This window comes from Streptomyces sp. NBC_00203, from assembly GCF_045206325.1.
GTDB classification, from domain to species: domain Bacteria; phylum Actinomycetota; class Actinomycetes; order Streptomycetales; family Streptomycetaceae; genus Streptomyces; species Streptomyces lutosisoli.
The window spans coordinates 3,634,752-3,648,755 of sequence record NZ_CP108126.1 but is presented as its reverse complement, the minus strand read 5'-3'; the positions used below and the strand labels follow the sequence as shown (position 1 = coordinate 3,648,755).

At 68.2% G+C, this 14,004-nt stretch carries 10 protein-coding genes; 9 read left to right on the top strand and 1 reads right to left on the bottom strand.

The annotated features are described in order from the left end of the window. Positions 1 to 515: 515 nt before the first annotated feature. A complete protein-coding gene (locus tag OG975_RS16455) occupies positions 516 to 1,475 on the bottom strand; it encodes a hypothetical protein (protein WP_406329931.1) in 960 nt (319 codons plus the stop codon). Between the two features lie 136 nt (positions 1,476 to 1,611). Between OG975_RS16455 and OG975_RS16450 the strand changes: the two genes are divergently transcribed. From OG975_RS16450 to rodA, 9 genes are all read left to right on the top strand, one after another. Further along, on the top strand, positions 1,612 to 4,236 hold the full coding sequence (locus OG975_RS16450; protein ID WP_406329929.1) for a valine--tRNA ligase: 2,625 nt from the start codon (positions 1,612 to 1,614) through the stop codon (positions 4,234 to 4,236). 264 nt (positions 4,237 to 4,500) lie between these two features. Beyond that, positions 4,501 to 6,042, top strand: coding sequence for a bifunctional tetrahydrofolate synthase/dihydrofolate synthase (gene folC, locus OG975_RS16445; RefSeq protein ID WP_406329927.1), 1,542 nt, complete (start codon positions 4,501 to 4,503; stop codon positions 6,040 to 6,042). Positions 6,043 to 6,047: 5 nt separating this feature from the next. Continuing rightward, complete coding sequence (locus tag OG975_RS16440; protein ID WP_406329925.1) at positions 6,048 to 6,413, top strand: DUF4233 domain-containing protein; 366 nt, start codon at positions 6,048 to 6,050, stop codon at positions 6,411 to 6,413. Between the two features lie 105 nt (positions 6,414 to 6,518). Further along, entirely contained in the window at positions 6,519 to 6,932 is a 414-nt protein-coding gene (gene ndk / locus OG975_RS16435) for a nucleoside-diphosphate kinase (protein WP_164369334.1), read from the top strand. A 312-nt stretch (positions 6,933 to 7,244) separates the two neighbouring features. Then, positions 7,245 to 8,264 carry a rod shape-determining protein gene (locus OG975_RS16430; RefSeq protein ID WP_327428695.1) on the top strand — a complete coding sequence of 340 codons (1,020 nt, stop codon included), beginning with the start codon at positions 7,245 to 7,247 and terminating at the stop codon, positions 8,262 to 8,264. 164 nt (positions 8,265 to 8,428) lie between these two features. Beyond that, the gene (mreC, locus tag OG975_RS16425; RefSeq protein ID WP_406329923.1) at positions 8,429 to 9,367 is read left to right on the top strand and encodes a rod shape-determining protein MreC; all 939 of its coding nucleotides are present in this window, start codon (positions 8,429 to 8,431) and stop codon (positions 9,365 to 9,367) included. Positions 9,368 to 9,382: 15 nt separating this feature from the next. Beyond that, positions 9,383 to 10,054, top strand: a complete 672-nt coding sequence (gene mreD, locus OG975_RS16420) for a rod shape-determining protein MreD (protein ID WP_406329921.1) — start codon at positions 9,383 to 9,385, stop codon at positions 10,052 to 10,054. Positions 10,055 to 10,194: 140 nt separating this feature from the next. Further along, positions 10,195 to 12,456: a penicillin-binding protein 2 gene (gene mrdA, locus OG975_RS16415; protein ID WP_406329920.1), complete on the top strand. Its 2,262-nt coding sequence runs from the start codon at positions 10,195 to 10,197 to the stop codon at positions 12,454 to 12,456. Continuing rightward, positions 12,453 to 13,652, top strand: coding sequence for a rod shape-determining protein RodA (rodA, locus tag OG975_RS16410; protein ID WP_406329918.1), 1,200 nt, complete (start codon positions 12,453 to 12,455; stop codon positions 13,650 to 13,652). Before mrdA ends, rodA begins: the two co-directional genes overlap by 4 nt. Positions 13,653 to 14,004 lie beyond the last annotated feature (352 nt).

Genomic DNA, 14,004 nt, shown 5'->3' with positions numbered 1-14,004 from the left:
GGGCAGGCACCTTGCGTTGGGTGCCTGCCCGTCGGCGTGTCAGACCAGGGACGATTGGATCGAGCCATCCTTCCGGCGGGAACTGGAGTCCACCCTGTCTCTATGATCAGATCGTCCCGACCGAGTCGGACGTGCATTCGAACGTCTGGCTGTGCAAAAACGGGAGGACTCCGAATGACTTTCCAGAGGGCGAAGCGCATGGCGGCTGCGGCCGGTGTGGCGGTGGCGGCAGGGGCCCTGCCGATCCTCCTGGCCTCACCGGCGAGCGCCACGCAGAGCGCCTGCAGCAACTACGTGGCCAGCCATGGATACTTTGCCGGCCCGAAGGTGAAGGTGGCCTGCGGTCACGAGCATCTCCCGGTCGGGGCTAACCCTCTGTGTCTGAACGGGTTGGCCATCATCGGAGTGGACAGCACCACGGCACTACACGCTTGCAGACTTGCCTGAGTTGAGTCGCTAAAACGGGACGGGGCGCCCACGGAAACCGCTGGGCGCCCCGTTGGTGCATCTCTGCGTCAGATCTTGACGCGGACCTGCTTGCGGAACTTGGCCGTGAGCTCGGCCCCGGCACTCAGGTCGGCGCTCTTGCCCGTCATGGCGTTGGCCACATCGGCCTGGATGATGACGCCCAGGGTGCTGTGGTCACCCCAGATGCACACCGGCATGCTGATTTCCTTGGGCCCGGACGAGGTGCTGGAGGAGGACGAGTCGCCGCCCTTGTACTTGACCTCCTGGCACTTCATGACCGCGCCGTCCAGGCCGGCGGGGGTGAACGCCTTGGGGCTGCCGACGACTTCACCCTCGTCGCTCTTGGTGTCCTTCTTCATGTCGGCGAACATGCCGTCGACGACCGCCTCGGGATCGGCGATCTCGCCGTACACGCCCATGAAGTTGATCGCCTTCACGGTCAGCGGATTGGTTTGCTCGTCCCCGGACTGGTAGCCGGCGTGCACGTCCTTGGCGTTCTTCACGCCGTGCTTCTCGGCGTCCTTGACGTCGCTCTCGTCGAAGCCGCCGCTGTCGGCGTCGCTGGACTTCTTGTAGTCGGTGAGCACCGTCGCCGGCGTCGTCAGCTTGTGCGGACCGTCGTCGGCGACGTCCGAACCGCTGCCCGTACCGAGCACGAAGTACGCCCCGACGGCGATCGCGGCGACGACCGCCACCGCGCCGATGATCAGCCCCGTCTTCTTCTTGCCGCCGCCCGGAGCCGGCGGCTGCGGGACGCCGTAGGGCTGCTGGCCGTACGGCGGCTGCTGGCCGTAGGGGGGCTGGCCGTACGGGGGGGTCTGGGGCGGGACGCCCTGGGGAGCCTGCTGGGGGTAGCCGTAGCCGGGCTGCGCGGGGGGAGCCTGCTGCGGGTAGCCGTAGCCGGGCTGGGGGGCCTGCGGCGGCTGCTGGCCGTACGGGCCCGGCTGACCGTACGGTCCGGGCTGCTGGGGCTGCCCGCCGTACGGGCCCGGCTGGTTGTAGCTCATTACTGGGTTCCCCTCCAGAAACTTATGTGTTCCTGACATCCTGGCGCACAGGTCACGCGGCCAAGCCCCCGGGGGCCGCACCGTTACGAATTAATCGCGTTTCGGGACACGCGTGTGACGCCCCTAAACTGACCCCGTGACCGACAACGCTCAGCAGCAGCCGCCAGCATCCACTCCCGAACTGCCGACCCAGTACGCGCCGGCCGAGGTAGAGGGGAAGCTGTACGAGCGCTGGGTGGACAAGGGGTACTTCGCCGCCGACGCGAAGAGCGAGAAGCCGCCGTACACCATTGTCATTCCGCCGCCGAACGTCACCGGAAGCCTGCACCTCGGGCACGCCTTCCAGCACACGCTGATGGACGCGCTGACGCGCCGTAAGCGCATGCAGGGGTACGAGGCGCTCTGGCTCCCCGGCATGGACCACGCCGGTATCGCCACGCAGAACAAGGTCGAGCAGCAGCTTGCCGAGGAGGGCAAGTCGCGGCACGACCTCGGGCGCGAGGAGTTCGTCGAGCGGGTGTGGCAGTGGAAGGAGGAGTACGGCGGGAAGATCCTCGGGCAGATGCGCCGGCTCGGGGACGGTGTGGACTGGGACCGTGAGCGGTTCACCATGGACGAGGGGCTGTCCAAGGCCGTCCAGACCATCTTCAAGAAGCTGTACGACGACGAGCTGATCTACCGCGCCGAGCGGATCATCAACTGGTGTCCGCGATGCCTCACCGCCATCTCGGACATCGAGGTCGAGTACCAGGAGGACGACGGCGAGCTCGTCTCCATCAAGTACGGGGAGGGCGACGAGACCCTCGTCGTGGCCACCACCCGTGCCGAGACCATGCTCGGTGACACCGCCGTCGCCGTTCACCCGGACGACGAGCGCTACAAGCACCTCATCGGCAAGCGGATCAAGCTGCCGCTGACCGACCGCTCCATCCCCGTCGTCGCCGACACCCACGTCGACCCCGAGTTCGGCACCGGTGCCGTCAAGGTCACCCCCGCCCACGACCCGAACGACTTCGCGATCGGCCAGCGCCACGGCCTGGAGTCGATCACGGTCATGGACGAGCGTGCCGTCATCACGGTGCACGGCCCCTTCCAGGGACTCGACCGCTTCGAGGCCCGTTCCGCCATCGTCGGCGCACTGCGCTCGCAGGGCCGGATCGTCGCCGAGAAGCGCCCGTACGTCCACTCCGTGGGCCACTGCTCGCGCTGCAAGACGACCGTCGAGCCGCGCCTGTCGATGCAGTGGTGGGTCAAGGTCGCCCCGCTGGCACAGGCCGCCGGTGACGCGGTCCGCGACGGCCGGGTCGCCATCCACCCCGCCGACATGTCGAAGCGCTACTTCGACTGGGTCGACAACATGCACGACTGGTGTATCTCGCGCCAGCTGTGGTGGGGCCACCGCATCCCGGTCTGGTACGGGCCGGAGGGGCAGATCGTGTGCGTCGGCCCCGACGAGCAGCCGCCGAGCGGTGAGGGCTGGACGCAGGACACCGACGTCCTCGACACCTGGTTCTCCTCGGGCCTGTGGCCGTTCTCCACGCTGGGCTGGCCGGAGAACACCCCCGACCTGCAGAAGTTCTATTCGACCGACGTCCTGCTCACCGGCCACGACATCATCTTCTTCTGGGTCGCCCGGATGATGATGTTCGGCCTGTACGCGATGGACGGCGAGGTCCCCTTCAAGACCATCGCCCTCACCGGCCTGGTCCGCGACGAGCGCGGCAAGAAGATGTCGAAGTCCTTCGGCAACGTCGTCGACCCGCTCGACTGGATGGACAAGTACGGCTCCGACGCCGTCCGCTTCACCCTCGCCCGCGGCGCCAACCCCGGCACCGATGTGCCGATCGGCGAGGACTGGGTCCAGGCGTCCCGGAACTTCGCCAACAAGATCTGGAACGCCACCCGCTTCGCCCTGATGAGCGACGCGACGGTCGAGGGTCCGCTGCCCGAGCCGGAGAAGCTGTCGGCGACCGACCGCTGGATCCTCTCCCGGCTCAACAAGACCATCGCCGAAGTCGACGCGTTCTACGAGGACTTCCAGTTCGCGAAGCTCTCCGACGCGCTCTACCACTTCGCGTGGGACGAGGTCTTCGACTGGTATCTGGAGCTGTCCAAGACGACGTTCATGGCCGGCGGCGAGCCCGCGAAGGTCTCCGGCCGGGTCCTGGGCGAGGTCCTCGACGTCACCCTCCGTCTCCTCCACCCGATCGTCCCGTTCGTCACGGAGACCCTCTGGACCACCCTCACCGGTGGCGAGTCGGTCGTCGTCGCGGACTGGCCGAAGGACAGTGGTTACCGCGACGACGCCGCCGAGCGTGAGATCGAGACGCTCCAGCAGGTCATCACGGAGGTCCGCCGCTTCCGTGCCGACCAGGGCCTCCAGCCCGGCCAGCGCGTCCCGGCCCGGCTGACCCTCGACGGGACCGCGCTGGCCCCGCACGAGGCGGCCATCCGTCAGCTGCTGCGCCTCCAGCCGGAGGGCGACAGCTTTTCGGCCACGGCGACCCTGCCGGTCGGGGGTGCCACGGTGGCGCTCGACCTCTCCGGCACGATCGACGTCGCCGCGGAGCGCAAGCGCCTCGCCAAGGATCTCGCCGCCGCCGAGAAGGAGAAGGCCCAGGCGAACGCCAAGCTCGGCAACGAGGCGTTCCTCGCCAAGGCCCCGGACCAGGTCGTGGAGAAGATCCGCACGCGGCTCGCCAAGGCGGACGAGGACATCGCCCGCATCCAGGAACAGCTGAAGCGCCTGCCGGAGGCGTAGCCGCCATCGGTGGTTCCGGGGGCCTTTCTTCGCCCCCGCCGCCCCTACCCGTCCCATCCCCAGGGGCTCTGCCCCTTCGACCCCGTTCGGTTGTGTGTCGGGTGCGGGTGGGTGGGGGCTGGTGCAAAAGATTGCGCAGTTCCCCGCGCCCCTAAAAGGGGCGCGGGGAACTGCGCAATCTTTTAGCGGGGGTCTGGGGGCGCAGCCCCCAGGGATGGGACGGGTAGGGGCGGCGGGGGCGAAACCCCTCCGTAGACTGGGGGAGTGAGCGACCTCCCCTCGAACCACGGCAGTGAGTCAGACGAGCCGGCCCCCAGCGACCCGCTCGGTCTCTTCGACGAGATCGTCGCGGAAGAGACCGACCGCGACCCCGACCTCGCGGTGATCGCAGCCGGCAGCCGCACCCTGCGCACCCAGGGAGACCAGGGCCCGCAGCAGGCCGACGTCCCCGCCCGCCCCACCGACCCCGAGGTCGACAAGGCACTGCGCGAGGTCGAGGCGGAGCTCGCGAGCCGCTGGGGCGAGACCAAGCTGGAGCCGTCCGTCAGCCGGATCGCCGCGCTGGTGGACGTCCTCGGGGAGCCGCAGCGCGCGTACCCCTCGATCCACATCACGGGCACGAACGGCAAGACCTCCACCGCCCGCATGATCGAGGCCCTGCTCGGCGCCTTCGACCTGCGCACGGGCCGGTACACCAGCCCCCACGTGCAGTCGATCACCGAGCGGATCAGCCTCGACGGGGCGCCGATCTCCGCCGAGCGGTTCATCGAGACGTACAACGACATCAAGCCGTACGTGGAGATGGTCGACGGCCAGCAGGAGTACCGGCTGTCCTTCTTCGAGGTGCTCACGGGCATGGCGTACGCCGCCTTCGCCGACGCGCCCGTCGACGTCGCCGTCGTCGAGGTCGGCATGGGCGGCAGCTGGGACGCCACCAACGTCATCGACGCGGACGTCGCCGTCGTCACGCCCATCGATCTCGACCACACCGACCGGCTCGGCGAGACCCCGGGCGAGATCGCGCAGGAGAAGGCCGGCATCGTCAAGCAGGACGCCACCGTCATCCTGGCGCAGCAGCCGGTCGACGCGGCCCAGGTGCTGCTGAAGAAGGCCGTCGAGGTGGACGCGACCGTGGCCCGGGAGGGCCTGGAGTTCGGCGTCGTCGCCCGGCAGGTCGCCGTCGGCGGGCAGTTGCTCACCCTGCGCGGGCTCGGCGGTGAGTACGAGGAAGTCTTCCTGCCGCTGCACGGCGCCTACCAGGCGCACAACGCCGCCGTGGCGCTGGCCGCGGTCGAGGCGTTCTTCGGCGTCGGCTCCGCGCACACCGAGGGCCTCGACATCGACAACGTGCGCAAGGCTTTCGCCTCCGTCACCACGCCTGGCCGCCTGGAGGTCGTGCGCCGCTCGCCGACCGTCGTCCTGGACGCCGCGCACAACCCGGCGGGCGCCCGCGCCACCGCCGAGGCCGTGAGCGAGGTCTTCGACTTCAGCCGGCTGATCGGGGTCGTCGGCGCGAGCGGCGACAAAAACGTACGGGGGCTGCTCGAAGCCTTCGAGCCGATCTTCGCCGAGGTCGTCGTCACGCAGAACTCCAGTCATCGCGCGATGGACACGGACGAGCTGGCCGGGATCGCCGTCGAGATCTTCGGCGAGGACCGGGTGCAGGTCGAGCCGCGGCTCGACGACGCGCTGGAGGCGGCGATCACCCTCGCCGAGGAAGAGGGCGAGTACGCGGGCGGTGGCGTCCTCGTCACCGGTTCTGTCATCACCGTCGGCGAGGCCCGACTGCTGCTGGGGAGGGGCTGACTGCTGTGCGTACGCTCTGTGCTTCTACTCTGATCGGCGAGTTCTTCGTCATCGGCTTCGCCGGGCTCGTCGCCATGAAGGAACCCGATCTCTCGACGTCCACGGTGTGGACCGTCTGCGGGATCTTCATGGCCGTGAGCGTCCTGCTCTGCGGCATGATCACCCGGCCCGGCGGTGTCCAGCTCGGCTGGGCGCTGCAGATCGCGCTGATCGCCAGCGGCTTCGTCGTACCGTCGATGTTCTTCCTGGGCGCGATCTTCGCCGCCCTGTGGTGGGCGTCGGTCCACTACGGGCGGAAGATCGACGAGGCGAAGGCGAGATTCGCCGCGCAGGCGCAGGCGCCGGCCGAAACGGGCGGCAACCCCACCTAGGCCCCATGGGCCCGAGCCCGTACCACCTGACTCTGTGTAACAACCACCCAGACACGCCCTGTAGCCTCGGTGATCCGCACACTTGTGACCTGAAGGAGCCACCCCGTGAGCCAGCGCACCCTCGTCCTTCTCAAGCCCGACGCCGTCCGTCGCGGCCTGACCGGCGAGATCATCAGCCGTATCGAGCGCAAGGCCGGTTGGCAGATCACCGCGCTGGAGCTGCGGACGCTGGACCAGGACACGCTGGAGCAGCACTACGGCGAGCACAAGGGCAAGCCGTTCTACGAGCCGCTGGTCCAGTTCATGGCCTCCGGCCCGGTCGTGGCGCTCATCGTCGAGGGCGAGCGCGTCATCGAGGGCGTACGGGCGCTGGCCGGGCCCACCGACCCGATCGCCGCCGCTCCCGGCTCGATCCGCGGTGACTTCGGTGTGATCGTCCGCGAGAACCTGATCCACGCCTCGGACTCCGAGGAGTCCGCCGAGCGTGAGGTGAAGATCTTCTTCCCCGGTCGCGGCTGAGCTCCGGAGATCAATTTTCCAAGAATTTTCTGAGGGACCGTCACGTCACTCGGATGCCTGACCTGGGACGGCCGTAAGTTTTCGGCCGTCCCGTGGCATATGCGTGCCGATCGGGGGAACGCGTGCCCCTGATGGACCGTCTCCAGAAGCGGGGCGGCTCATCATCTGCTGACAATGGCGAAGACCCTCGCGCAGTGTTCGTGCAGGCGCGTCTACGATGGAAGCCTTCACGTCACTGCACCCACCTCGCCGTCCTAAAAAGCCGTCAAAGCTCCACTTGGGAAGGCCAGACGAATCCTGATGGGGAACTCAATGTCGTTCATCGGCCGTGACATGGCTGTCGACCTCGGGACCGCCAACACGCTGGTGTACGTCAGGGGTCGCGGGATCGTACTCAACGAGCCGTCCGTCGTCGCGATCAACACCAACACCGGTGGGATCCTCGCGGTCGGCGCGGAAGCGAAGAAGATGATCGGGCGCACGCCCGGCAACATCGTTGCCGTGCGTCCGCTGCGGGACGGTGTGATCGCCGACTTCGAGATCACCGAGCGTATGCTCCGCTACTTCATTCTGAAGATCCACAAGCGGCGCTACCTCGCCCGTCCCCGTGTCGTCGTCTGTGTGCCCTCGGGCATCACGGGTGTCGAGCGCCGTGCCGTCATCGAGGCGTCGTCCCAGGCCGGCGCCCGCCAGGTGCACATCATCGAGGAGCCCATGGCCGCGGCCATCGGATCGGGCCTGCCGGTCCACGAGGCCACGGGCAACATGGTGGTGGACATCGGCGGCGGCACCACGGAGGTCGCGGTCATCTCGCTCGGCGGCATCGTCACCGCCCAGTCCATCCGCGTCGCGGGCGACGAGCTGGACAACGCGATCATCCAGCACATCAAGAAGGAGTACAGCCTTCTTCTCGGTGAGCGGACGGCCGAACAGATCAAGATCACGATCGGTTCGGCGTACGACCTCGACAATGACGAACACACCGAAATCCGCGGCCGGGACCTGGTCTCCGGTCTGCCCAAGACCGTCGTCATCTCCGCGGCCGAAGTACGCAAGGCCATCGAAGAGCCGGTCAACGCGATCATCGACGCCGTGAAGACGACCCTCGACAAGTGTCCGCCGGAGCTCTCCGGTGACGTGATGGACCGCGGAATCGTTCTGACCGGCGGCGGAGCCCTGCTGCGCGGTCTCGACGAGCGGCTGCGCCGCGAGACCGGAATGCCGATCCACATCGCCGAGGACCCGCTGGACAGCGTGGCGCTCGGCTCCGGCAAGTGCGTCGAGGAGTTCGAGGCGCTCCAGCAGGTTCTGGACGCCCAGCCGCGCAGATGACGTAACACTTCGATTCCGCCGTACGAGATGATCCCTTCTCGTGCGGCGGATCGTTGATATCGAGGCATAAGCTCCCCCATAACACCCGTGGGTTTTCGCGCACTCCGGGGCGTACCTGGGTGAGCCATACATGAATTCCGATAAGGAAGGCACGGCCGCCGCACGTGAGGGACACACGAGAGAGCCGGCTGCTCCTGGTGCTGCTGATCGCCATCGCGTTCGCACTGATCACGGTGGACATCCGCGGTGGGCAGGACTCACCGGTCGACGGTGCCCGTCAGGCCGCCGCGACGGTCTTCGGCCCGATCGAGAACGGGGTGTCGTCCGCGGTCGACCCCGTCGGCAACGCGGTCGCGGCGGTCCGTGACTCGGGCGATCGGCACGACCGCATCGCCCAACTCGAGCACGACAACGTCGCGTTGAAGGCGAAGCTCGGCAGCGACGACCGCAACCGCAGCCGTCTCAAGCAGCTCGACAAGATGATCAAGGTGGCGGGCGAGGGCCAGTACGGCATCAAGGGTGCCGAGGTCATCGCGATAGGAGCGGCCCAGGGCTTCTCCTGGACCGTCACCCTCGACGTCGGCGCCAACGACGGCGTCAAGCGCGACATGACGGTGCTGAACGGGGACGGGCTGGTCGGGCGGGTCACCACCGTCGGACCGAACACCGCGACCGTACTGCTCGCCAACGACCCGGACTTCACCGTCGGCACGCGGATGGAGTCGTCCGACGAACTCGGCTTCGCCTCCGGGCAGGGCGACCGCCCGCTGCGGGTGGAGCTGCTCAACGGCAAGGCGAAGATCAAGAAGGGTGACCGTCTGGTCACCTTCGGCTCGCAGGCCGACAAGCCGTTCGTGCCCGGCGTCCCCGTCGGTGTCGTTTCCCGTGTCGACCCGTCCGGCGGCGGCCTGACCCGCACGATCTACGTCAAGCCGTTCGTCTCGTTCACCAGACTCGACATCGTCGGCGTCGTCGTCGAGGCCCCCAGCAGCGACCCGCGCGACACCGTGCTGCCACCGAAACCCAAGCCGACTCCCACACCGACGGTGACCGTCACGGTCACCCCCTCGGAGTCCGCGCCCATCGACGACCAGCAGCAGTAGGAGGAGCCGAATCCCATGCGTTTCAACCGGATGCTGCTCTCCGCCACCCTCGTGGTCGTCGCCCTGGTGCTCCAGGTGAGCGTCCTCGCCCGGCTCCACCTCCCGGGCGCCGTCCCGGACCTGGTGCTCCTGACCGTGCTCGCCCTCGCCATGGTCTACGGCCATGTCAGCGGCGCCTTCATCGGCTTCGGCGCGGGCCTGCTCGCCGACCTTGCCCCGCCCGCCGACCACGCCGCCGGGCGCTACGCCCTCGTGCTGTGCGTCATCGGCTACCTCGCGGGCCTGGCGAAGCCGGAGAACGGCCAGCTCAAGTCGGCGACCGGCCCGATGGCCGTGGTCGTCGCCGCCGCGGTCGGCTCCACCCTGCTGTACGCCGGTGTCGGCGCCCTCGTCGGCGACACCGCCGCCCGCCATGTCGGCCTCGGCAGCCTGCTGTTCACGGCCGCCCTGTACGACCTGCTGCTCGCGCCCTTCGTGGTCCCGGGGCTGATGGCCCTGGCCCGGCGTTCCGAGAACAACCCTCTCGGCGAGACCAGTCCGTCCGCCAAGACGGCGGACGTCTCCTCGGGCTGGCTGTCGTCCGGCACCGGGCTGCGCATCGGCAGCCAGCGCGGCGGGCTCAGGGTGAAGGCCGCCAAGGCGCGGGTCGCCCGGGCGGGACGCATCAAGGGGGTCAAGCGACTGTGAGGGCCCTGGGGAGCATCGGGGTGAGAGCACCTCAAGCGTCGCTCGTGTCACGGAAGTTGGCCGACAGCGGCGTCGCCGCGCACAGGTTCACCGTGTACTCGTATGTCTCGTACACACACTGAGAGGGGGAGGCAGCAGCAGTGACCAACATCCCCGAGACCGGTCGGACCCCACGGGTCCAGATCCGACTCGTCGTCATCCAGATTCTCGTACTCTCCCTCCTCGGCACCCTTGGCGGACGTCTCTGGTACCTCCAGATCCGCAACGGCGACGAGTACGCCAAGGAAGCCTCCGGCAACCACGTCCAGCAGGTCGTGCAGCCCGCCGTACGCGGCTCGATCCTCGACGCGCGCGGTGTGCCGCTCGCCGACAACGAGACCCGGCTCGTGGTGTCCGCCTCGCGCACCGACCTGCTGAAGATGAAGGACGACGGCAAGGCGGTCCTGACCAAGCTGGCCGGGGTGCTGGGCATGAAGCCCGAGGAGGTCATCCAGAAGGTCCGGCTCTGCGACTCCGAGACGCCGCAGCCCTGCTGGAACGGCTCGCCGTACCAGCCGATCCCGATCACCGACGAGGCCACCGCCAAGCAGGCCCTGCAGATCCGCGAGCGCTCCGAGGATTTCCCCGGCATCACCGCCGAGCCCGAGGCCGTGCGCCGCTACGCCGCCCCCGGCAAGTCCAACACCGCGCAGGTCCTCGGCTACCTCTCGCCCGTCACCGACGACGAGATCACCCAGGCCAAGGACTCCGACTCGCCCTACCTGCGCTCCGACCAGGTCGGCCGCAACGGTCTTGAGCGCGAGTACGACAAGGAACTGCGCGGCAAGGCGGGTGTCACCCGCTACGAGGTCGACAATCTCGGCCGTGTCATCGGCAAGGCCAAGAGCGACGCGGCCGAGCCCGGCGCCAACCTCGTCACCAGCATCGACTCCCGGGTGCAGCGCGTCGCCGAGTACGAGCTGAACCAGGCGATGAAGAAGGCACGCGAGCAGTACGACAAGATCACCGGAGAGAACTACAAGGCCGACTCGGGCGCCGTCGTCGTGATGGAGGCCAAGACCGGCCGGATCGTCGCCATGGCGTCCGCGCCGACGTACGACCCGAACGTCTGGGTCGGCGGCATCTCCGCCAAGGACTACAAGGCCCTCACCGGGAAGAACTCCGACTACCCGCTCCTCAACAGGGCCATACAGGGTCAGTCCGCGCCCGGTTCGACCTTCAAGGTGGTCTCCACGGCCGCCGCCGTCCAGGCCGGCTACGAGTGGGACGGCGGCTACCCCTGCACCAGCTCCTACTCCGTCGGCGGCCAGGTCTTCAAGAACTTCGAGGGGGAGAGCTTCGGCCCCATCTCGCTCGGCCGCGCCCTGGAAGTCTCCTGCGACACCGTCTTCTACGGCCTTGCCGACAACGAGTGGAAGAAGGACGGCGGCATCAACCCCAAGAAGGGGGAGTCGAAGGACTACTTCTTCAAGACCGCCCACCAGTTCGGCCTCGGCAAGGAGACCGGCGTCGACCTGCCCAACGAGGTCACCGGCCGTGTCCCGGACCGCCAGTGGAAGCAGAGCTACTGGAAGGCCAACAAGGACACCTGGTGCAAGACCGGTAAGAAGAACGGCACTTACGTCGAGAAGATCGCGTACGAGAACTGCCTCGAGGGCAACAAGATGCGCGAGGGCGACGAGATCAACTACTCCATCGGCCAGGGCGACACCCTCGTCACCCCGGTCCAGGAGGCCATGATCTACGGGGCGATCGCCAACGGCGGCACCCTGCACGCGCCGACCATCGGCAAGGCGATCGTCAGCGCCGACGGCAAGACCGTCAAGGAGATCAAGCCCCAGGCCAACGGCAAGCTGCCGGTCGGCAAGTCCACGCTCAAGGGCATGGACGAGGCCTTCGCGGGCGTCGTCACCCGCGGTACCGCCGCCTGGAAGTTCGGCGGCTGGCCGCAGGACGAGATCGCGCTGCACGCCAAGACCGGTACCGCCGAGGTCTACGGCAAGCAGACCACCTCGTGGCTGGCCACGTACACCAAGGACTACACGATCATCATGACGATCGCGCAGGCCGGTACGGGTTCCGGAGCCTCCGGTGAGGCCGTGCGCAACATCTACAGCGCGATGTACGGCGTCTCTGCGGACGGCACGATCGACAAGTCGAAGGCGCTGCTGCCCACCCCGGAGAAGGGCCTGCCGAAGATCCAGAGCGACGGTTCGATCGACGCCCCGGAGATCTCCAAGGACCCGGCCAAGGACGTGCAGGCCAGCGAGTCCCCCTCGCCCGGGGCCACCGACCAGCAGCTGCCCGCCGGCACGACGGCGTCGCCGACCGAGAGCAACCGCAATACCCGTAGGCGTACGGCCCGCCCGAGGAAACGGCGGGGGACGAGGATCCTGACATGACAGGAGCGAACAACTTCTCCGTCTCCGGGTACGGGCCCGAGCGCGCGGGCTGGACACGCCTGTTCGCCCGCGACTCGCTGGCCCGCCGCCTCGACTGGCCGATACTGCTGTCGGCCATCACGCTCTCACTGATCGGTTCGGCGCTCGTCTACTCGGCGACCCGCAACCGCACCGAGATCAACCAGGGCGACCAGTACTACTTCCTCATCCGCCACCTCATGAACACCGGCATCGGCATCGGCCTGATGATCGGCACGATCTGGCTCGGCCACCGCATCCTGCGCACGGTCGTGCCGATCCTGTACGGCCTCTCGGTCTTCCTGATCCTCGCGGTGCTGACCCCGCTCGGCGCGACGGTCAACGGCGCACACGCCTGGATCGTGATCGGCGGCGGCTTCTCTCTCCAGCCCTCCGAGTTCGTGAAGATCACGATCATCCTGGGCATGGCGATGCTGCTGGCGGCCCGGGTCGACGCGGGCGACAAGGCCTACCCCGACCACCGCACGGTGCTGCAGGCCCTCGGCCTCGCCGCCGTCCCGATCATGATCGTCATGCTGATGCCCGACCTCGGCTCGGTCATGGTCATGGTGATCATCATCCTCGGCGTGCTGCTCGCCTCCGGGGCCTCCAACCGCTGGGTGTTCGGCCTGCTCGGCGCGGGCGCGCTGGGCGCGATCGCGATCTGGCAGCTCAAGATCCTCGACGAGTACCAGATCAACCGCTTCGCGGCCTTCGCCAACCCCGATCTCGACCCGGCGGGCGTCGGCTACAACACCAACCAGGCCCGCATCGCCATCGGCTCCGGCGGCCTCTTCGGCACGGGCCTGGGCCACGGCTCGCAGACCACGGGCCAGTTCGTCCCCGAACAGCAAACGGACTTCGTCTTCACGGTCGCGGGCGAGGAGCTGGGCTTCGTGGGCGCGGGCCTGATCCTGGTCCTGCTCGGCGTGGTCCTCTGGCGAGCCTGCCGCATCGCCCGCGAGACGACCGAGCTCTACGGCACGATCGTCGCCGCCGGCATCATCGCCTGGTTCGCCTTCCAGGCCTTCGAGAACATCGGCATGACCCTGGGCATCATGCCGGTCGCGGGCCTTCCCCTGCCGTTTGTCTCGTACGGCGGCTCGTCGATGTTCGCGGTGTGGGTGGCGGTGGGGTTGTTGCAGTCGATTCGGGTACAGCGGCCCATGTCGGCGTAGGCCTCCGGCGGTTGGGGTGGGGGGTTGTTTGTCGGGTGCGGGCCCGGTGGGGGCTGGTCGCGCAGTTCCCCGCGCCCCTGAAGGCTCGGGGCTGCGCCCCTTCGACCCCGTTCGGTTGTGCTTCAGCTGCGGGTGGGTGGGGTGCCTCTTAAAGATTGCGCAGTTCCCCGCGCCCCTTTTAGGGGTGCGGGGAACTGCGCGAGCAACCCCCACCGTCCTGCACCCGACAAACAACCCAGGGGGTCTGGGGGCGGAGCCCCCAGGAACGGATGGGACGGGTAGGGGCGGCGGGGGCGGAAACCGGGCGTTGTGGGAGGTCCGTGGGGGTTGGGCACTGCCATCTGAGCGCTGG

Bases quoted from the DNA above. Each gene is read 5' to 3' on its own strand.
- mreD (WP_406329921.1), top strand. From the start codon at position 9,383: ATGCGTTTCAACCGGATGCTGCTCTCCGCCACCCTCGTGGTCGTCGCC.
- rodA (WP_406329918.1), top strand. From the start codon at position 12,453: ATGACAGGAGCGAACAACTTCTCCGTCTCCGGGTACGGGCCCGAGCGC.
- OG975_RS16430 (WP_327428695.1), top strand. From the start codon at position 7,245: ATGTCGTTCATCGGCCGTGACATGGCTGTCGACCTCGGGACCGCCAAC.
- OG975_RS16455 (WP_406329931.1), bottom strand. From the start codon at position 1,475: ATGAGCTACAACCAGCCGGGCCCGTACGGCGGGCAGCCCCAGCAGCCC.